At 67.4% G+C, this 19839-nt stretch carries 15 protein-coding genes; 9 read left to right on the top strand and 6 right to left on the bottom strand.

What is annotated here, in order from left to right; all coding sequences use genetic code 11:
- A complete protein-coding gene (locus FFS27_RS01885; protein WP_023092824.1) occupies nucleotides 1-285 on the top strand; it encodes a DUF3613 domain-containing protein in 285 nt (94 codons plus the stop codon).
- A gap of 24 nt (nucleotides 286-309) precedes the next feature.
- On the top strand, nucleotides 310-1980 hold the full coding sequence (tadG, locus tag FFS27_RS01880) for a type 4b pilus Flp biogenesis protein TadG (RefSeq protein ID WP_003162060.1): 1671 nt from the start codon (nucleotides 310-312) through the stop codon (nucleotides 1978-1980).
- Between the two features lie 25 nt (nucleotides 1981-2005).
- Here the strand turns inward: tadG and pprB are convergent, their stop codons facing one another.
- Both pprB and fppA read right to left on the bottom strand, forming a co-directional pair.
- On the bottom strand, nucleotides 2006-2833 hold the full coding sequence (gene pprB / locus FFS27_RS01875) for a two-component response regulator PprB (RefSeq protein ID WP_003103959.1): 828 nt from the start codon (nucleotides 2831-2833) through the stop codon (nucleotides 2006-2008).
- A gap of 120 nt (nucleotides 2834-2953) precedes the next feature.
- Nucleotides 2954-3436, bottom strand: coding sequence for a type 4b pilus Flp prepilin peptidase (gene fppA, locus FFS27_RS01870; RefSeq protein WP_003110115.1), 483 nt, complete (start codon nucleotides 3434-3436; stop codon nucleotides 2954-2956).
- Between the two features lie 63 nt (nucleotides 3437-3499).
- On the opposite strand from fppA, the gene FFS27_RS01865 reads away from it, so the two are divergent.
- Both FFS27_RS01865 and pprA read left to right on the top strand, forming a co-directional pair.
- Nucleotides 3500-4006 (top strand): TadE/TadG family type IV pilus assembly protein, encoded by a 507-nt coding sequence (locus FFS27_RS01865; protein WP_003120840.1) that lies wholly within the window; start codon nucleotides 3500-3502, stop codon nucleotides 4004-4006.
- A gap of 9 nt (nucleotides 4007-4015) precedes the next feature.
- Entirely contained in the window at nucleotides 4016-6787 is a 2772-nt protein-coding gene (pprA, locus tag FFS27_RS01860; protein ID WP_137951919.1) for a two-component system sensor histidine kinase PprA, read from the top strand.
- A gap of 72 nt (nucleotides 6788-6859) precedes the next feature.
- Here the strand turns inward: pprA and FFS27_RS01855 are convergent, their stop codons facing one another.
- Both FFS27_RS01855 and FFS27_RS33150 read right to left on the bottom strand, forming a co-directional pair.
- Nucleotides 6860-8329 (bottom strand): inorganic phosphate transporter, encoded by a 1470-nt coding sequence (locus FFS27_RS01855; RefSeq protein WP_003093821.1) that lies wholly within the window; start codon nucleotides 8327-8329, stop codon nucleotides 6860-6862.
- Nucleotides 8330-8472: 143 nt separating this feature from the next.
- Entirely contained in the window at nucleotides 8473-8724 is a 252-nt protein-coding gene (locus FFS27_RS33150) for a hypothetical protein (RefSeq protein WP_009315976.1), read from the bottom strand.
- A 433-nt stretch (nucleotides 8725-9157) separates the two neighbouring features.
- On the opposite strand from FFS27_RS33150, the gene FFS27_RS01845 reads away from it, so the two are divergent.
- Nucleotides 9158-10774: a methyl-accepting chemotaxis protein gene (locus FFS27_RS01845; protein WP_003162055.1), complete on the top strand. Its 1617-nt coding sequence runs from the start codon at nucleotides 9158-9160 to the stop codon at nucleotides 10772-10774.
- Here FFS27_RS01845 and chrA read toward each other — a convergent pair.
- Nucleotides 10771-11976, bottom strand: a complete 1206-nt coding sequence (gene chrA / locus FFS27_RS01840; RefSeq protein ID WP_003093803.1) for a chromate efflux transporter — start codon at nucleotides 11974-11976, stop codon at nucleotides 10771-10773. The two genes, FFS27_RS01845 and chrA, sit on opposite strands and share 4 nt — an antisense overlap.
- A gap of 54 nt (nucleotides 11977-12030) precedes the next feature.
- Nucleotides 12031-12834 (bottom strand): AraC family transcriptional regulator, encoded by an 804-nt coding sequence (locus FFS27_RS01835; protein ID WP_003093801.1) that lies wholly within the window; start codon nucleotides 12832-12834, stop codon nucleotides 12031-12033.
- A 99-nt stretch (nucleotides 12835-12933) separates the two neighbouring features.
- Here FFS27_RS01835 and FFS27_RS01830 point away from each other — a divergent pair, with 99 nt between their 5' ends.
- From FFS27_RS01830 to FFS27_RS01815, 4 genes are all read left to right on the top strand, one after another.
- Nucleotides 12934-13824, top strand: a complete 891-nt coding sequence (locus FFS27_RS01830; RefSeq protein WP_137951918.1) for a DMT family transporter — start codon at nucleotides 12934-12936, stop codon at nucleotides 13822-13824.
- A gap of 112 nt (nucleotides 13825-13936) precedes the next feature.
- Nucleotides 13937-14620 carry a lipoate--protein ligase family protein gene (locus tag FFS27_RS01825; protein ID WP_003110110.1) on the top strand — a complete coding sequence of 228 codons (684 nt, stop codon included), beginning with the start codon at nucleotides 13937-13939 and terminating at the stop codon, nucleotides 14618-14620.
- A 40-nt stretch (nucleotides 14621-14660) separates the two neighbouring features.
- Nucleotides 14661-18176, top strand: coding sequence for an exodeoxyribonuclease V subunit gamma (recC, locus tag FFS27_RS01820; RefSeq protein WP_034014254.1), 3516 nt, complete (start codon nucleotides 14661-14663; stop codon nucleotides 18174-18176).
- A partial coding sequence (locus FFS27_RS01815; RefSeq protein WP_171019179.1) for a UvrD-helicase domain-containing protein occupies nucleotides 18173-19839 on the top strand: 1667 nt, incomplete at its 3' end. The genes recC and FFS27_RS01815, both read left to right, overlap by 4 nt.

Below are 19839 nucleotides of genomic sequence, written 5' to 3'. Positions count from 1 at the left end.
ATGCACGAGCGAATCCTGTTCGGCGTCTTGCTGCTCCTGTCCGGCACGGCCTGGGCCGCGGACACGCCGGTGGTCCGTCCCGCCGCGCCAGCGACGGCCGAACCGCAGACCGCCACCCGCGCCTGGCTGGCCATCCAGGCGAGCGGCCGGGCCGCCAGCCCGGTTCGGCAAAGCGCGACCGCCGCCGAGCGCCAGCGTGCCTACCAGCGCTACCTGAAAAGCTATGAGCACGAGATTCCCGAGTACCTGCTGGAAGATCGCGGCTTCGGCGAGAGCAAGAACTGACGGTTCCTGGCGGAGGGGCAGGGCATGAACGGATGGCCTGCAAGACAGCGCGGGGCGATCGGCATCCTGGCGGCGACCACCCTGCTGCTGGCCTTGATCTGCCTGTTGCTGGTGGTGGATACCGGGCGGCTCTACCTGGAGCAGCGCAACCTGCAGCGAGTGGCGGACGTGGCGGCGCTGGAGAGTGCCTCCCAGGGAGCCTTGTGCGGCGACCAGAGTTCTGCCCAGGCGACGTCTTTCGCCAAGGCCAGCGCGATGCTCAACGGGTTCGATGCGGACGCCGCCGGCTCCAGCCTGTCGGCGGAGGTCGGCGGCGTGCTGAGTGCCGGCGGCCTGCGCAGTTTCATAGCCAGCGCGTCGAACGCGGCTGCCGCCAACGAGGCGGTGCATGTCGAGGTGACCAAGAGCGTTCCCGGCAGCCTGGTCGCCAACCTCGGGGGACTGTTCGGCGGCGGCAATGCCAACGTCGATCTCCGCGCAGAGGCCGTGGCGCGACGCCTTCCGAACGCCACGATTTCCGCAGGCACGGGGCTGGCCAGCGTGAACAGTGGCCAATCGGCGTTGCTCAACCCCATCCTGAGCGGATTGCTGGGCACCCAGATCGATCTCTCGGCGGCGGCCTACAACGGTATCGCCGACGCGAAGCTCAGTGTGCTGGACATTCTCGGCGCGGATGGAATGGGCTTGATCGGGGTCGATACCAGCCTGGGGACCATCGAACAGTTGTTGAATACCAACGTCGGCTTGCAGCAGGTACTCGCCGCCAGCGTGAACGTCCTGGCGAAGAACGGCGTAGCCTCGGTCGAGGCCCTGAGAACGCAATTGGTGGGGGTAAAGTCGGCCACGTTGAAACTGGGAGACTTGCTGGGGCTGAGCGCCGGCGAGGTGAACAGCATGTCGCAGCTGGATACGGCGATCAATGCGCTGGATCTCATCATGGCGGTTGCCCAGGTCGCCAACAAGAATTCCGCGGTCGCCGTGAACCTGGGCATCCCCGGATTGGCCAATGCACGGCTCACGGTCGTAGAGCCGAAGAGGATCGTCTCCGGGCCGCCAGGGCAGGATGAGAGCGGTGCCTGGCGCACGGAGGTGCGCCAGTCCCAGGTACGACTTACGGCGGACATCGATTCCGGGTTCCTGTCCATTCTCGCCACCACGAAACTGCAACTGGCCATCGAAGGCGCGTCGGGAGCCGTCTGGCTGAAAAGCATGGCCTGTACCCGCCCGGATACCGCGTTGGACTTCGGTTGGAGAAGCAGCGGAGCGACGATAAAGATCGGCAGTCCGGCCAACATCGATCAGGTCGGCTCGATTCTGGTGCTTGGCGGCTTGGTGCGATTGGATCTCAAGCTCGATACCTCGATCGCCGGCAGCTCGGGCGATACGCGATTCAACGTGAAAGCCGACGGTTCCGATCTCGTCCAGAGCCGCAGGTTGCCGGAAAGCGGCTTTCTCGCCAGTACCCTGAAAACCAGCATCAACGTCAACCCCGTGGTGCTCGGACTGTGCTTGCCTTTGCTGTGCGGCTCGACGGCGCTCACCGACCTCATCGTGAATTCCGTGGTGGCACCTCTGGTCGATGGGCTGCTGACGCCGATCCTGAATCTGGTCCTGCCCTTGCTGGGGGTACAACTTGGATACATCGACGCGGAGATTCTGAAGGTCGATGTCGGCAGGGCGGAACTGCTGATCTAGCAGGTCCGCCGGGCCATCGCGCCTGTCAGTGCACCACCGCTCCGCTGCCCTGCTGCATCGCCGCAGGCGACAGGGCCAGCGCCAGCTGTGTGCGGTTGTGCATATGCATCAGGCGCAGCACCTGGGAGACGTACAGCTTCACCGTGTTCTCGGTGATGCCCAGTTCGTAGGCGATCTGGTAGTTGGTCAGGCCCTTGCTCACCAGCCGCGCCACCGCCTGCTGGCGGGGCGACAGCTTGCCGAACAGCGGATTGCTCGGGGACACCTGGCTTTCCGCGACCGACGCCGGCGGCGCGGACGGCTGGCTGTCTTCGCTCTTGAGGGCACTCGGCTGGCTGTTGCCGTGTACCTCGTACTTGATCTTGTGGATGTCGCGGTAGATCGAGTTCAGCGATTCGGCGAGGTATTCCAGGCGCTGGTTGACGTGGCTCAGGCTCAACTGGCTGCGGACGCGCTCGTGCAGGCGGTTCTCCAGGCGTTCGAGGCCATGCAGCAGTTCCTGCGGCGCCACCGGTTTCTGGTAGTAGTCGGCGGCGCCGACCCGCATGGCCTCGATCACTTCCTGGCGGCCATCGTGACCGGTGAGGATGATCGATTCGAAGAACCTGCCGTTGCCGGCGACTTCCTTGAGGCTCTCGATCAGGCGGATACCGTTGTCCTGCCCCAGGTAGAGGTCGCAGATGACCAGGCCGATGTTCGGGTCGGCCTGGAAGCTGGCGATCGCCGACTCCCGGTGGGTGCTGGTTACGCAACGGTAGCCACTGTTTTCCAGCAGTTCGCGGAGTTCCGAGGTCACCTGGGGTTCATCATCGATGATCAAGACGCTGAAATGCCGCGAGGCCGGTTTGTCCATGGTCATACGCTCCATTTGCTTATTTTGTTTTTAACAGGGGACGTGCATTGGAATGCAGCCATACCGAATGGTATTAGCCATAAGCATATAGTCGCTAAGTGAGGTCTTCCGCAAGTTTACTCAGATAATTTTACTGATAATCAGATGTGCCAAAAGGCCGGCGCTCATGGCGAATATAAAAGGGAATGACTTGTTTTTTGACGGTGCCCTTCGAAGGCGAACTTCTTCATTCATTGCGGACTTTTCTACCGAACGTTTGAATAACTTTACGAGGATGAATAGCGCGATGCACAGCAGGCAGCCGAAGGCCAGGCTATAGAGCACCGTAAGTGGGTCGCTGGCCAGCCCCAGTGCGGCCAGGTACTTGACGTCGGCGGCGCCGAGCCTGCCGAGAAGGTAGCCGGGAAGGCTGAGGCAGACGCCTATAAAAAGTGCGGTCATTGCCATATTAACCGTAGCGCCGGTCAGGCTTGACTCTTTCACATATAAATAAACAAAGGAAATAAGAAAACCGCCCAGGATAAGCCAGTTGGAGACGCGCAAACGTTTGATGTCCTGATATCCGCAAACGCTTGCCCACAAGGCCAGTGCTAATTGCTCCATCCTGTTCTTCAGCCTTTTTTCGACATCTGGATTAATACCTTTTCAGTAACGTTGGCGGAGCGAATGACGACTAGTATTAAGGATGCGGATCGGGGATGTCAGCTCATGCTCGGAAAAGCTTCCCGGCGACGCCAGCACGGCGCCGTCGCCATCGAATTCACAGCGATCTTCCTGCTGTTTTTCGCGCTGGTCTACGGCCTGATCAGCTACAGCATTCCTTTGCTCATGTTGCAGTCGTTCAACGATGCCGCTGCCGTGGGGGCTCGTGCGGCGATCGCTGTCGATCCCTCCGATGCGGGCTACGAGAGCCTCGCCGAAGCCCGTGCCAGGGACGAGTTGCTCGCACGCCTGGACTGGATGCCGGCGGCCTGGCGGGCGAACCTCCAGCCTTGTGCCGGTAATGGCCAGTACGCCGACTACGTCAGCGCCACGTCGCGGATCGAGGTCTGCGTGCAGTACCCGTACGGCGATCCGGGCAAGGCGATCATCCCCGTGCTGAGCTTCCCCGGCATCGGCGCGATTCCCAACCTGCCGCAGACGCTGAAGGCGAGTGCCAACCTGTTGCTGTGAGGTGGTCGCATGTTCGAATTTTCCCGCTCGTCGTCCGCCGAGGCCGAGAGGCCGGAACCCATTTCGCAGGAAGGCCCCTCCCTCTGGAGCGCTTCGCTGAGGAGTTGGGACCTGTGTTTCGAGATGGACGAACAGGACCGCGTGATCCGGGTCGGCGGGCGGCAGGCGTATCGTCTGCAGTGCGCCCATGGGCTTGGCGAACAGCCGCGGCCTTTCGCCGAGTATCTGGAGCGGCGCGCCCCCGGTGCGCCGACGCTGGCCGGCCTGCGCCGGGGCGAGCGTCTCGACCTGACGCTGCGCAGCGATGCCGCCGCGCCATTGACCTGTCGTTTCCAGCCGATGCAGCCGCTCGACGGCCTGGGACGCTCCCTGCTGCTGGGCATGGACATCTCCGACCTCAACTGGCAGTCCGACAGCCAGCAGCACCAGTTGCAGAGCCTGAGCCTGGGCAAGCTGATCCTTTCGCGTCTGCGCCATGTCTCCCACGGGCACCTGGCGGAGGCGGTCCAGGAGATTCTCGAATCGCTCTCCGGCGCGTTCCAGATGCAGGCTATCGCCCTGCTGCTGGGCGACGGCAAGGGTTTCTGCACGGTCTTCGCCAGTCATGTGCGGCCTGGCAGCGACAGTTTGCTGCGACCGACCCTGCAACTCGCCGACGACGACCTGCGCGAAGGGGCGGGCGCGCGCTTGCTACGCCGTGGCGAAGGCGCCTCGACGCTGCTCCGGCAGATCGGCGAGGACGCGCTCTACCTGGTGCCGGCGGCGATGCGCGGTGGCCGCCTGGGGGCATTGCTGGTGCGGCCGATGTCGCTGGAGCAGCTCGCCCAGGGGCCCGCGCCGCAGGACTGGCAATACCTCGCGGAACTGCTGGCGAACCAGGTGGCGGACCGCTGCGAACTCCACGAGCAGCACGACAGTTCGCGCAAGCTGGGGCTGTTGCAGGAGATGATCGGCGGCGGCTGGTGGCGTTACTGGGCGGAGCAGGAACTCTTCGAACTGGCGCCGGCCTTGCACGACAGCCTGGGGTTGACCGGCGAGTATCGTCGGGTGCCGCTGGAACACCTGCAGGGTCTGCTGCAACCGGCGGACGCCGACGAACTCGGCCTGCGCCTGCGTGCCAGCCTGCGCAGCGGCCAGGCGCTGGCCCAGGACCTTTGCCTGCGTCAGCCGGATAGCCGCGGCGAGCGCCGCTGGCTGCGCATCGAGGGCCGGCCGCTGGGACGCGGCAGTGCCCTGGGGCTGTCCGGCGTGCTGCTCGACATCAGCGAAGGCCGGCGCCAGGAGGAACGGGTACAGGCGGCCCACGCGCGGCTGCGCAGCCTGATCGACAGCGCGCCGGTGGTGATCTACGTCCAGCGGGTCGAGCAGGGGCACCTGGTGCCGGAGTTCTACAGCGAAAGCGCGAGCAACCTGCTCGGCCTCGACTTGCAGGGACAGAGTTGGCAGGCGCTCGCCGAACGGGTGCATCCGGACGACCTGGAGGCCTTTTTCGCCCGTGGTCGCGAGTTGCTTCGCGAGGGCCGGGTGAAGACCCGCTATCGCCTCGCCGATGGCCAGGGCAACTGGCACTGGCTCTACGACGAAGCCAAGCTGCTGCGCGATGCCCAGGGCCTGCCCAGCGAGGCGGTGGGCCTGTGTCTGGACGTGACCGAGCAGCACCTGGCGGCACAGCGTATCGCCGAAAGCGAGGAACGCTACCGGGTCCTGGTGGAGGATTCGCCGGCGCTGATCTGTCGCTATACCGCCGACCTGGTGCTGACCTACGTGAACCGGACCTTCGCCGATAGCCTCGCGACCAGCCCGGAGCGCCTGGTCGGTCGCCGGCTCGACGAGTGGCTGGCGGCGGAAGACGCCAGCGCCTTGCGCGCGCGTCTGCTGGGTTCGCCGCGGGAGGGCGCCAGCGAGGTGCCGGAACTGCGCTTCAACCTGCCGGGGCAACGTTTTCTCTGGCTGGTGTGGGCCGAGCGGCCGTTGTTCGACGCCCGTGGCGAATTGTGCGAGGTACAGGCGGTGGGGCGTGACAACACGCCGGTGCGCCGGGCCCAGCAGCAACTGGCGCAAGGCGCCAAGATGGCCAGCCTGGGGGAGATGGTCAGCGGCCTCGCCCACGAGGTGAAGCAGCCGCTGCACGTGCTGCGCATGACCCTGTTCAACATGCGCCAGCGGATGAACAGCGTCGGCCTCGACGGCGACTACCTGGGCGAGAAACTGGAGCGCATGGATGCCCAGGTCCTGCGCGTCGACCGCCTGGTCAGCCACCTCGGCGTGTTCAGCCGCAAGTCGGCGCTGGAGGCGCTGCCGTTCGACCCCTATACCGCCTTCGAAGGCGCCCTGGGCCTGCTCGGCGAGGGGTTGCGTCAGCACGCCATCGAGGTGGAGTGCCCGGCGCCGACGCAGCGGATGGTGGTACGAGGGCAGGCGGACCAGCTGGAACAGGTGATCATCAACCTGCTCGCCAACGCCCGCGATGCCCTGCTCGGCAATCTTGGCCTGGCCAGCCGGCGCATTCGCCTGGAGCAGGTGGCCTGCCGCGAACCGGGCTGGGTCGAATTGCACGTGCACGACAACGGCGGCGGGATCGAGCCGCTCCTGCTGGAGCGGATATTCGAACCCTTCTTCACCACCAAGGCGGAGGGCAAGGGTACCGGCCTGGGTCTCTCGGTCAGCCACGATCTGGTGCGCAACATGGGCGGTAGCCTGACGGCGGCCAACCAGGGGGAGGGCGCGTTGTTCGTGGTTCGCTTGCCGCTGGCGGCGCTGCCCGCCGAGGCGGACGGATGACGTCGGCGGGAGCGCGGCAGGAAAAAAAACGCCTGCGGACAAGCAGGCGTTTTTTTCAACCGGCGAGGCGGCTCAGATGAATTGCGAGGCCAGCCAGAACAGGCCGGCGGACAGCGCCATCGAAGTCGGCAGGGTGAGCACCCAGGCCATCAGGATGTTGCGCACGGTGCCGCCGTGCAGGCCGCTTTTGTTCGCCACCATGGTCCCGGCCACGCCGGAGGACAGCACGTGGGTGGTGGACACCGGCAGGCTGTAGATGTTGGCCATGCCGATGGCGGCGGCGGCGGTGATCTGCGCGCTCATGCCCTGGGCGTAGGTCATGCCCTGCTTGCCGATCTTCTCGCCGACGGTGAGCACTACGCGCTTCCAGCCGACCATGGTGCCGATGCCGAGAGCCAGGGCCACCGCGATGATGACCCAGAACGGCGCGTATTCGGTGGTCGCGGTCAGGTCCTTGCGTAGCTTCTCGAGGTCGGCCTTCTCCCGCGCCGGCAGGTCGGATAGCTTGCCGACCTTCTTCGCGGTGTCGTCCAGGCACAGCAGGTAGCGACGCACCTGCACGCGCTCGTCGGCGTCCAGGTCGTTGTAGCTGGGCACGCCGCGCAGGTCGCGGAGCAGCGCGTTGATGGTCGGCTCGGTCTGTTTCGGATCGCAGCGGTAGAACTGCGGCATCTCGCTGCCATTGCTCTTGCCCAGGGCCAGCATGTCGCCGAGGGTATCGGTGTGGCGCTGGTAGAACTGGCTGAGGTGCAGGGCGGCGTCGCGGGTGCGCTCGATCTGGTAGGTGGTGCTGTTCAGGTCGAGGACGAACTTGGCCGGGACGATGCCGATCAGTACCAGCATGATCAGGCCGATACCCTTCTGGCCGTCGTTGGAGCCATGGACGAAGCTTACCGCCATGGCGGAAAGCACCAGCACCAGGCGGTTCCAGAACGGCGGGTGCTTCTTCTCGTCGAGTTCGCGACGGGTTTCCGGGGTCTTGTGCATCTTCGACAGCGGACGCCACCACTTCAGTCCGAGCAGGACCAGCGCGGCGACCATGAAGCCGGCCAGCGGCGAGAAGATCAGCGACAGGCCGATGTCGATCGCCTTCTGCCAGTTGATCCCTTCGGCCAGCGGCACGTCGGTGATCAGCGCATTGGCCAGGCCGACACCGAGGATCGAGCCGATCAGGGTGTGCGAGCTGGAGGCCGGGATGCCGAAGTACCAGGTGCCGAGGTTCCAGGCGATGGCGGCGGCGAGCAGGGAGAAGACCATCGCCAGGCCATGGCCGGTGTTCACGTTGATCAGCAGCTCCACCGGCAGCAGGTGAACGATGGCGTAGGCCACGCCGACACCGCCGAGCAGCACGCCGAGGAAGTTGAACACACCGGAGAGCATCACCGCCCGGTAGGGGGACATCGCTTTGGTGTAGATGACGGTGGCCACCGCGTTGGCAGTGTCGTGGAAGCCGTTGATGAACTCGAAGGTGAGGACGAAGGCCAGGGCCAGCACCAGGCTGATACCCACCCAGGCATCGAGCCCGCTGAAAAGATCGAACATGTGAGAAACCGGTCAGAGACGGGGCGGCGATTATGCCAGATGCGTTTTTATCCGTCTGGAACTCCGGAAGGTTGCCATTGTCGCGGGCAACGCCCCGTCGCATCGGGCTTTGCGGGAAAAACGAAACAGATTGAAACGCTTCGTTATCCGTCGCTCTCCTGTCGGTTGGAGGTAAATGGAATGGGGTTCGCTGCTTCCTGCCCGGCCTTGAGACGCTCTTCTTCGATCTTCTGCAGTTCTCTGTCGAACGCCTGATCCTGAACGGTTGGGCGCTTGCGCCAGGGCTTGCGGTCGGGTTCCGGCTGGGCGGCATAAAGCGTCACTTCGCCGCCGTACACGTCCTTGTAACGCTGTTCCTCGCGCGCCAGCGCGGCACGCAATTCGTCTTTCGTCACGGGTGGTCCTGAGTCCAAAAAGAGCGGGCCCGATAGCGACCAGGCTGGGCGGAAGCGGGGTCCGGCCAGCGCCGGTTGGGAGTCTAGTCGACCGCTACCGGCTGTAAATGGGCGCGGAATTATAACGTGGGCTCCGGGCTTGTCATACGGTGTCGGCCGACGGACGGCAGGACGGAAGTTCTTCGAGCGACCCCTGGAAATGCGGCGAAGCCCCCATGGATCAAGGCCTGGCCGACGCGTCCGGGGCGTTCTCCGCCTTTCGTCGCGGCCTGCGCTAGTCGAATGCCAGCCATTGGCCATACCACTAAGGAACGATGGCGGCGCTTCCGGGGGCGGGCTACAAACCGGACTACAAGTCAAATAAAGAAGCCCCGCCGTCGCCCGTCCGACCCCAGGGTCATGACGCAACGCCCCGGAGGCCGGAGATTTACTCATGCAGCCCGCTCGTTCCCGCATCCTCTTCGTCTGCCTGTTGCAGAGCCTGGCCCTGGTTCTCCTGCTGGTCGGCGCCCGGCATGGCTGGCTGCCGCTGTACCTGGCCCTGCCGCTCGGCGTGGCGCTGCTCTGGTTGCCCTGGCTGCTTCCCGGCAACCGCACGGCGGTGGCGACCGTCGGCGAGCCCGACATCGCCCGGCTGGCTCGCGACCTGTCCCATAACACCAGCCAGAACGCCCTGTCGGCCGCCGGCGTGGCGTTCTCGGTGAAGCGCCTGGCGGAGAAGCTGCAATCCCAGCTCGACGCCGCCGAACAGATCGTCGGCAGCGCCGAAGTGATGATCCACACCGAGCGCGCCACCTCCAATCTGGCGCGCCAGGCCATGGACGCCGCCACCCGGGCGCGCGCCGGCAGCGACGAGGGCCAGGTGCTGCTGGCCTCGACCATCGAGCGCATGCATCGGCTCAGCGAGCGGATGGGCGCCAGCCGCGAGGCGATCGAGGCGCTGAACCAGCGCAGCGAGGACATCCAGCGGGTCACCCTGGTGATCCAGGGCATCGCCAGCCAGACCAACCTGCTGGCCCTCAACGCGGCCATCGAGGCGGCCCGCGCCGGCGAGCATGGGCGCGGCTTCGCGGTGGTTGCCGAAGAGGTGCGCGGCCTGGCCGGACGTACCGCCGAGGCCACCGAGGAAGTCGGCCAGATGGTCGCCGAGATCCAGCGCCAGACCAGCGAGGTGGTCGAGCAGATCCGCCAGCTTTCCGAAGAGTTGGGCGAAGGGGTCGGCCAGGTCGAGCTGACCGGTCGGCAACTGGAAGGCATTGCCGAACTGGCGGCCGGGGTGGAGAGCCAGATTACCGAGATCGCCCAGGGCGCCGAGATCAACCGCAGCCAACTCGCCAGCCTGTTCGCCGCGGTCGAGCAAGTGCGCGGCGACCTCAGCGCCAGCGAGGAACAGACCTTGCGTCTCGGCGAAGCCGCCAGCCAGTTGGAGAACCAGGCCGAGGTGATCAGCGAGCGCCTCGCCGAGGTCAGCCTGGACGCCTACCACCAGTCGGTCTACGACCTCGCCCGGGAGGGCGCGGCGGCTATCGCCGCTCGCTTCGAGGAGGACGTGCGCAGCGGGCGCATCGACCTCGACGACCTGTTCGACCGCAGCTACCAGCCGTTGCCCAATACCCAGCCGACCAAGTACCGGACCCGCTTCGACAGCTACACCGACCAGGTCCTGCCGGGCATCCAGGAGCAGTTGCTGGAGCGCAACCGCAACCTGGTATTCGCCATCGCCTGTACTCCCGAAGGCTACGTGCCCACCCACAATCGCGCCTTCGCCCATCCGCCCAGCGGCGACCCGCAGACGGACGCGTTGCGCAGCCGCAGCAAGCGCCTGTTCAACGACCGCACCGGGATTCGCTGCGGCAGCCACCAGCAGCCGCTGTTGCTACAGACCTACACCCGTGACACCGGCGAGCTGATGCACGATCTTTCGGTGCCGATCTTCGTCCACGGTAAGCACTGGGGCGGCCTGCGCCTCGGCTACCGGCCGGAGGGCGCGGAGCCGGGCAAGGCGGCCGCGCCGGCGGCGCAGGGGCTGAGCCTGGCCTTGAACGGCTAGCCGGCTGCGGCGATCAGGCCGCCGGCCACGGCGCAGGCGAGCACCACTTGCCAGGGCGGTGTCTTCCAGGCGAGCAGGGCCAGCAGGGCGAAGAGCAGCAGGGCGAAGTCGGCCGGGCGCAGGATGCCTTCGGTCCAGAGCGGCTGGTACAGCGCCGCCAGCAGTAGGCCGACCACCGCCGCGTTGACCCCGGCCAGCGTTGCCCGTACCCGGCGTTCGTGGCGCAGGCGTTCCCAGAATGGCAAGGCACCGGCGACCAGCAGGAACGACGGCAGGAAGATCGCCAGCAGGCACAGCAGCGCGCCGCTCCAGCCGTTCGGCGCCGGGCCCGAGGCTGCGCCGAGGAACGCGGCGAAGGTGAAGAGCGGGCCCGGTACCGCCTGGGCGGCCGCGTAGCCGGCGAGGAAGGTATCGCCGTCGACCCAGCCGTTGGGCACCACTTCCGCCTGTAGCAGCGGCAGCACCACATGGCCGCCGCCGAACACCAGCGAGCCGGCCCGGTAGAACGCATCGAGCAGGCGCAGCCAGTGTTCCGGCCAGAGGCGCGCGGCCAGCGGCAGGCAGACCAGCAGCACGGCGAACAGGGTGAGGAACAGCAGCGCGCCGCGGTAGCCAATGGCGATCGGCAGCCGCTCGTGGCCTTCCCCGGCTTCCGTTTTCAACAGGGCGAGGCCGGCCAGGCCGGCACCGGCGATCACCGCGACCTGGGCCCAGGCCGTGGGCCAGGCCAGCACGCTCGCGCAGGACAGCGCCATCAGCGCCAGGCGCGGGCGATCCGGACACAGGCTGCGGCCCATGCCCCAGACCGCCTGGGCCACCACCGCCACCGCGGCGATCTTCAGGCCATGCAGCACGCCCTCGGGCAACAGCGCGCCCCAGCGTCCCAGACCGAGAGCGAAGAGTACCAGCAGCAGCGCCGAGGGCAGGGTGAAACCGAGCCAGGCGGCGAGGGCGCCGGGGTAGCCGGCGCGGGCCAGGCCGAGGGCCATGCCAACCTGGCTGCTGGCGGGGCCGGGGAGGAACTGGCAGAGGGCGACCAGGTCGGCGTAGCTGCTTTCGCTCAGCCAGCCGCGGCGGCGGACGAACTCGTCGCGGAAATAGCCGAGGTGGGCGATGGGCCCGCCGAAGGCGCTGCAGCCCAGCTTGAGAAAGGCGAGGAACACCGCGAGGGCAGTGTCGGGATGGCGGCTGGCGGTTGGCATGCGAACTCCGGATGGCGGCTGCTGCGAGCATAGCCGCAACGCATGCACGGCGGGTTACAGCATCGGCATGTCCTGGGCGCGGCTGGCCAGGCGGTATTGTTCCGGCGTGGTGCCGGCCAGCCGGCGGAACATCGAGATGAACGCCGAGGGGCTGCTGTAGCCGAGGTCGAAGGCGATTTGCTGGATCCCCCTGCCGGCTTCCAGCGCCTCGATGGCCGCGAGGAAGCGCAGGCGTTGGCGCCATTCGCCGAAGGTCATGCCCAGTTCGCGCTGGCAGTGTCGGGCCAGGGTTCGCTCGGTGCTGTGCACCTGCTGCGCCCATTGCGCCAGCGAGCGGTTGTCGCCCGGCTCGGCCTGCAGTGCGTCGAGCACCTCGCGCAGCGCCGGGGTACGGCTGTAGGGCAGGTAGTCGTCGTGGGGCTGGGCGCATTCCAGCTGGTCCATGACGACCCGGGCCAGGCGCAGGTCCTGCGCCGAGGTCGGCAGGTTGACCCCGCGCTCGGCGAAGTCCGAGAGGATCGCCTTGAGGATCGCGCTGATCGCCAGGGTGCAGGGTGTCGCCGGCAGGCGTCGTGACAGCTCGGTGGAGAGGTACAGCGAGCGGTAGACGATGGCCTGGCTGTTGTAGCAGCTGTGCACCCGCTCCGGTGGTATCCATACCGCGTATTGCGGAGGCGAGAGGAAGCGCTGGCCGTCGATCTCCAGCTGCATCACGCCATGGGCTGCATAGTTGAGCTGGCCCCAGGCGTGGGTGTGCGGCGGCGAATGGGTGTCGGCGCCGAACTCGTCATAGCGGAAATAGACGTCGAAAGACTGCCCCTGGAGATCGGGAAGGCGCAGCAGGGTGGTGGTCGACATGTCCGAACCTACGGGTGGTTTGTCTGGAATTCATTATACGTCTGTATTCGGACTGGCTCAGAATGGCCGCATATTCCTTTTTCATAGTGCGGAACCCTCATGCAATACCTGTTTCCCCTGCTGGCCGTGTTCATCTGGGCCGGCAACACCGTCGTCAACAAGCTCGCCGTGGGGATCATCCAGCCCGCCGAGATCGGTTTCTTCCGCTGGCTGCTGGTCGGCCTGGCGCTGACGCCCTTCATGCTCGGCCCGGTGCTGCGCAACCGCCGCTACATCCTCGCCAACCTCGGCAAGTTCGTGGTCCTCGGCCTGCTCGGCATGGCCGTCTACCAGAGCCTGGCCTACTACGCGGCGGCGCTGACCAGCGCCACCAACATGGGCATCATCCTGTCGCTGATGCCCCTGATGTCGCTGGGCCTGGCCAGCAGCATCCTGGCCCACCGGCTGAACGCCGGGGCGCTGCTCGGCGCGCTGGTGTCGCTGGCCGGCGTGGTGCTGGTGATCTCCCAGGGCCATCTCGGCGCTTTGCTGGAGCATGGAGTGAACCTCGGCGACGCGATGATGATCGTCGCCACCCTGGCCTATGCGGTGTACAGCGTGCTGCTGAAGAAATGGAGCCTGAAGCTGCCGGCCATGCAACTGCTCTACCTGCAGGTGCTGGTGGCGATCCTCGCCCTGCTGCCGCTGTACCTGCTGTCGCCGCGCACCGGCCTGAACGCCGCCAACCTGCCGCTGGTGCTGTACGCCGCGCTGTTCGCCTCGATCGTCGCCGCGCTGGCCTGGATGCACGGTGTCGCCCGTCTCGGGCCGAGCCGGATGGCGCTGTTCTTCAACCTGCTGCCGATCATCACCGCCTGCATCGCCACCCTGGTGCTCGGCGAGCGCCTGACCGTCCATCACCTGGTCGGCGGCGCTGCCAGAACTCGGCCAGCAGGACGGACCCCGGCCAGGGTGCGCCGCCCGGCCCGCCTGCGCTCGGCAACCTGCTGATTTCCCGGCAACTTCCTCGCGATTACGGCGCACGGAGGCGCCGCCACTGGCTATCATAGGCAGCGCTCCCCGCGCGGGAGCCGAGCCGTGCCAGCCTGGAAGAGGAAGAATCGTGGTCGAAGTGTTTTCCGTGCAGGATGGGCTGGACGCCGAGCGCGCCCTGCTCGACGAGGTGTGTGGCGGTGCCCGCGAGCATGGCCTGTTGCTCTGGCAGCCGTGCGATCGGGCGCTGGTCATGCCGCGCCGGATGGAGCGCCTGGAAGGGTTCGCGCCGGCCAGCGCAGCGGTCGCCGAACGCGGCTGGCCGGTGCTGCTGCGCGATACCGGCGGCGAGCCGGTGCCGCAATCGCCGGGCGTGCTGAACATCGCCCTGTCCTATGCGCTGGGGCCCGGCGACAACGAGCAGACCCGTATCGAAACCGCCTACCTGCGGCTGTGCCAGCCGATCTGCGACTGGCTCCGCGAGCGCGGCCTGGACGCCGGCGTGGGCGCCGTGGCCGGTTCCTTCTGCGACGGCCGCTACAATGTCACCCTGGATGGGCGCAAGCTCGCCGGGACCGCACAACGCTGGCGGCGCAACGGCGCCGGCCGGCCGGTGGTGCTGGCGCACGCGGCGCTGCTGGTCGGCGCCGAGCGCGAGGAGATGGTCGAGGTGGTCAACACCTTCACCCGCCGTTGCGCCAGTGCCCCGGATTGCCAGGCGGACAGCCATCTCGGCCTGAGCGAGCGCTGGAGCGATTTCCGCATGGCCGACAGCCTCGAACTGGAACGACGCTTCGTCGCCGCCCGATCCTGACCTCTTTCGCCAGAGCCTTGCGCCAGGAATAGCCGTACCGATGCCAGAACCCTTGGGAACCACCGCCCTCACGCCCGGATTCATGATCGTCCACGGCAATCGCCTGGACGACCTGCGCGACCTCGCCGTTTCCTGGATGCGCCGCTATCCGCTGGCGCCGCTGGAAAGCGAGCGGGTCCTGGTGCACAGCAACGGCATCGCCCAATGGTTGAAGCTGGCATTGGCCGAAGATCCCCGCGAGGACGGTGGCGGCGGTGGCGGCATCGCCGCGGCGCTGGAGGTGCAGTTGCCGGCGCAGTTCCTCTGGCAGGCCTATCGCGCGGTGCTGGGCCGCGAAAGCATTCCCGAGGTTTCCGAACTGGACAAGGCGCCGCTGACCTGGCGCCTGATGCGTCTGCTTCCCGGATTGCTGGAGCGTCCCGAGTTCCGCACCCTGCAACGTTTCCTCGCCGACGATGCCGACCTGCGCAAGCGTCATCAACTGGCCGAGCGCCTGGCCGACCTGTTCGACCAGTACCAGGTCTATCGCGGCGACTGGCTCGACGACTGGAGCCAGGGCCGCGACCAGTTGCGCACGGCGAACGGGCAGGCGCGCCCGCTCGGTGCCGACGAGCGCTGGCAGGCCGAATTGTGGCGCGCGCTGCTCGCCGACGTCGGTGCCGATAGCCTGGCCCGCAGCCGCTCCGGCGTGCACCGGCGCTTCATCGAGGCGCTGCGCTTCGCCAGCGCGGCGCCGCGCGCGTTGCCGCGACGAGTAGTGGTGTTCGGGATTTCCTCGATGCCGGCGCAGACCCTCGAGGCGCTGGCCGCCCTGGCCAGGTTCAGCCAGGTGCTGCTCTGCGTGCACAACCCCTGTCGCCACCACTGGGCCGACATCGTCGCCGACAAGGACCTGTTGCGCCACGAGTACCGCCGCCAGCAGCGCCGCGCCGGCGTCCCCGCCGACCTCGACGAGGACCGCCAGCACCAGCATGCCCAGCCGTTGCTGGCGGCCTGGGGCAAGCAGGGCCGCGACTACATCAACCTGCTCGACAGCTACGACGACCCGGACAGCTATCGGAACCTGTTCGGCGAGGTCAACGGCGGGCGCATCGACCTGTTCAGCGAGGAGGCCCCGCACGGGCTGCTCGGCCAGTTGCAGGACGATATCCTCGAACTGCGCCCGTTGGCGGAAACCCGCGAGCACTGGCCGCCGGTGGCGCCGCGGAGCGACGCCTCGATCCGCTTCCATGTGGCCCACAGCGCGCAGCGCGAAGTGGAGATCCTCCACGACCAGTTGCTCGCCCGCTTCAACGCCGATCCGAGCCTGAAGCCGCGCGACGTGATCGTCATGGTCCCCGACATCAACGCCTACGCACCGCACATCGAGGCGGTGTTCGGCCAGGTGCCGCGCGACGACCAGCGCTTCATTCCCTATACCCTGGCCGACCAGGGACAGCGCGGTCGCGAGCCGCTGCTGATCGCCCTGGAGCACCTGCTGAAACTGCCCGACAGCCGTTTCGCCGTGAGCGAGATCCTCGACCTGCTGGACGTCCCGGCATTGCGCCGGCGTTTCGGCGTCGACGAGGCCGACCTGGCGACCCTGCACCGCTGGATCGAAGGCGCCGGCGTGCGCTGGGGGCTGGATGCCGCGCAGCGCGAGCGTCTCGGCCTGCCAGCGGGACTGGAGGGCAACAGTTGGCGCTTCGGTCTGCGGCGCATGCTGCTCGGCTACGCGGTCGGCGAAGGCGCGGCCCTGCAAGGCATCCAGCCCTACGATGAGGTCGGTGGCCTGGACGCCGCCCTGGCAGGCCCGCTGGCTGTGCTGCTGGAGCGCCTCGAGGTGGCCTACGCGGAGCTGGCCGAACCGGCCACCCCGGCGCAGTGGGGTGAGCGCCTGCAGGCCCTGCTCACGGTGTTCTTCGAGGCCCACGACGAGCGCGACGAACTGCTCCTCACCCAGCTCCTGCAACTGCTCGAGCGCTGGCAGGAACACTGCGCCTGTGCGGCCTTCGCCGAGCCGCTGCCGATCAGCGTGATACGCGAGGCCTGGCTCGGCGGCCTGGACCAGGGCGGCCTGAACCAGCGCTTCCTGGCTGGCGCGGTGAGTTTCTGCACGTTGATGCCGATGCGCGCGATCCCGTTCCGGCTGGTCTGCCTGCTTGGCATGAACGATGGCGACTACCCCCGCCAGCAGTCGCCGCTGGATTTCGACCTGATGCGCAACGACTACCGCCCCGGCGACCGCTCGCGGCGCGAGGACGACCGCTACCTGCTGCTCGAGGCGCTGCTCTCGGCGCGCGAGCAACTCTACGTGAGCTGGGTGGGGCGGAGTATCCGCGACAATGGCGAGCGGCCGCCCTCGGTGCTGATCGGCCAGTTGCGCGATCACCTGGCGGCCGGCTGGCGCCTGGATCCGGACGGCGACGGCGAGGCGCTGCTGCGTGCCCTGACCCAGGAGCATCCGCTGCAGCCGTTCAGCCGCCGGTATTTTCACGATGCGCCGGAGCAGGGCGTCGATGGCCTGTTCACCTACGCCCGCGAGTGGCGCGAGGTCCATCGCGAGGACGAGATCGGCGTTCCCGACGCCGAAGCGCCCCTGGCGCCGCTGGAGCTGGAGGGCGCGCTGGGGCTGCGAGCGCTGGCGGAGTTCCTCGCCAACCCGGTGAATGCGTTCTTCCAGCAGCGGCTCAAGGTGCGTTTCGACGACGAGCAATTGACCGGCAACGACGAAGAGCCTTTCGAACTGGACGCGCTGGACAACTGGAAGCTGCAATTCGAGCTGACCGAACGCATGAAGCGCTGGGTCGAGCGGGACTGGGATGCCGAGGGTCTGCCGGTGCAGTTGCAGGCCCAGGTCGAGCGACTGCGGCGACAGGGTCGCCTGCCGCTGGCGGCGTTCGGCGAGTTCTCCGCGCGCCATTTGCTGCAACCGCTGCCCGACCTGCTCTGGCGCTACCGCCAGGAAATCGAGCGCTGGCCGGAGGCGGTCGAGCAGCAGCAGGAGTTGCGCCATCGCCATCCGTCCGGGCTGGAGCTGGAGGACTGGCTCGGCGGCTTGCGTCGCGACGCTTCCGGGCGCCTGGCGCGCCTGCAGTTGCTCAGCGGCAAGCTCCATGAAGGGCGCGGCTTCAAGTGGCACAGCCTGGTGCGCCACTGGTTGCAGCACCTCGCCCTGCAACGTCTCGGCCAGCCGGTGAGCAGCGTGCTGGTGAGCCAGACCGGCACCCTGGAGATTCCGCCGTTGCCGAGCGAGCGCGCCGGCGAGTACCTCGACCAGTTGATCGACGCCTGGCGCCAGGGCATGCGCCAGCCGTTGCCGGTGGCCTGCCGGACCGCTTTCGCCTGGCTCGTCAGTGGTGGCGCCGCAGAGCCCGAGAAAGCCATGCGCGAGGCGCGCAAGCGCTACGAGGGAGGGTTCGGCATGGGGGGCGAGGTGGACGCCTCGCCGGCGCTGGCTCGGGTCTATCCGGACTTCGACCGGCTGCTCGCCAGCGGTGAGTTCGCGCACTGGGCCGAGCAGCTCTACGCGCCGCTGCTGGCTGCCCTGGGACGTGGCGCGGAGGAGCAGGCATGAGCCAGCAGCAGATGCCCGTGGCCCTCGATCCGCTGGACTTCCCGTTGCACGGCAGCCGCCTGATCGAGGCCAGCGCCGGTACCGGCAAGACGTTCACCATCGCCCTGCTATACGTACGCCTGGTCCTTGACCATGGCGGCGAGAACGCTTTCGGCCGGCCGCTGAGCCCGCCGGAAATCCTCGTGGTGACCTTCACCGATGCGGCGACCCAGGAACTCCGCGAGCGTATCCGCAGCCGCTTGGGCGAAGCGGCGCGTTGTTTCGCCGAGCCGCAGGAGCGCCACGACGGCCTGCTGGTCGCGTTGCGTCAACAGTATCCCGCCGAGCGCTGGCCGGGCTGCGCGCGCCTGCTGCGCCTGGCCGCGGAGTGGATGGACGAGGCCGCGGTATCGACCATCCACAGTTGGTGCTACCGGATGCTGCGCGAGCACGCCTTCGACAGCGGCAGCCTGTTCACCCAGAACCTGGAAACCGACCAGAGCGAATTGCTCGCCGAAGTGGTGCGGGACTACTGGCGGCGCAACTTCTACGGCCTGACGGCTCCGGCGGCGCAAGCCGTGGCCAGTTGCTACAGCGGGCCGGAGGCGCTGGGCAAGGCCTTGCAGCCGCTGCTGGCGCGGCAGGACGCCGACTTCCGCTACGCCGACCAGGCGCTGAGTGCGCCCGAGTCGCTGGCAGCCTTGCTGGAGCAGGGCGGCGACTGGTATCGCCAGCTCGACCAACTGGACGCGCAGGCCCGCGCCGTCTGGCGCGCAGCGCGCGTCGAACTGGAAGCGCTGCTGCGCGACCTGCGTCCCTACCTGAACGGCAACAGCTATCGCGGCAAGGACAGCGACGAGACCTTCGACGCCTGGCTGCAAGCGTTGGCGGACTGGAGCGAGGGCGGCGAGCAGCCGGCCAACCTCGGCAAGTTCGGCCAGACCCGGATCAAGCTCACCGCCAAGCGCGTGGCGCCCGAGCATGCCGCGCTAAGGGCCATCGACGCCTGGGCCGCGCATCAGGAAGAGCGTCCCGATCTCGCTCCCCACCTGTTGTTGCACGCGCTGGGCGAAGTCGGGCGCGAACTGGAGGTCGAGAAGCAGCGGCGTGCCGAGATCGGCTTCGACGACCTGCTCAGCCGCCTCGACCGCGCCTTGCAGGGGCCTGGTGGCGAGCGCCTGGCGCAATTGATCCGCGAGCAGTTCCCGGTGGCGCTGATCGACGAGTTCCAGGATACCGACCCGGTGCAGTACCGGATCTTCGAGCGTATCTACCGGATCGCCGCCGATCCCGGCGAGCCCCAGGCGCGGGAGACCGGCCTGTTCATGATCGGCGACCCCAAGCAGGCGATCTACGCCTTCCGCGGTGCCGACATCCATACCTACCTGCGCGCCCGCGAGGCCACTCGCGGGCGGCATTACACCCTCGGCAAGAACTTCCGCTCGACCGCCGCCATGGTGGCGGCCGCCAACCGCTGCTTCGCCTTCGCCGAAGAGCATCCGCGCGGCGCCTTCCGTTTCGCCCGCGAGGGGCTGGAAAACCCGGTGCCGTTCCATGCGGTGGACGCCCAGGGGCGCGCCGAACGTTTGTTGATCGACGGTGCCGAGGCGCCGGCGATGACGTTCTGGAACCTTGACGCCGAAGCCGGCGTGCTCGGCTCCGCGGCGTATCGCCAGGAAATGGC

It is taken from the genome of Pseudomonas sp. 2VD, assembly GCF_005503585.1.
Taxonomy (GTDB): domain Bacteria; phylum Pseudomonadota; class Gammaproteobacteria; order Pseudomonadales; family Pseudomonadaceae; genus Pseudomonas; species Pseudomonas aeruginosa.
The sequence above is the reverse complement of the archived record's forward strand: the minus strand, read 5'-3'. Positions and strand labels throughout refer to the sequence as shown.